Annotated in this window: 1 protein-coding gene; it reads left to right on the top strand. The window is 41.8% G+C overall.

What is annotated here, in order from left to right; all coding sequences use genetic code 11:
• Positions 1-376 (top strand): MFS transporter (locus RYX56_RS21435; RefSeq protein ID WP_317124000.1); only part of this gene is annotated, 376 nt, incomplete at both ends.

Raw genomic sequence — 376 nt, 5'->3', positions numbered from 1 at the left:
AAATCAACATTTCACTTAAACAATACAGTCTTTTATGGACAATAAACGGAGCAGTCATTGTCCTTGGTCAACCGTTATTAAACGGGATGTTGAAACACTTATCTGCTTCTTTAAAGCTTCAAATGCTGATAGGTATCGCTATTTTTATTGCATCGTTTATTATTGTTGGCAAAGCAAGCGCCTTTACAGGTTTTCTTGTCGCCATGATCATTTTAACTATAGGGGAAATGTTCATCTGGCCTGCAGTACCAACTGTTGCCTTCAGCCTGGCACCAAAAGGGCGTGAAGGTTTTTACCAAGGAATCGTCAACAGTACCGCCACCGGAGGCAAAATGATCGGCCCCTTACTTGGGGGTGTAATCGTCGATATATACAG

Origin of the sequence: Alkalihalophilus lindianensis, assembly GCF_032843265.1 — a bacterium.
Taxonomy (GTDB): Bacteria; Bacillota; Bacilli; order Bacillales; family Bacillaceae_D; genus Alkalihalophilus; species Alkalihalophilus lindianensis.
Note: the sequence above shows the minus strand (reverse complement) of the source record. Positions and strands in the feature narration are given on the sequence as shown.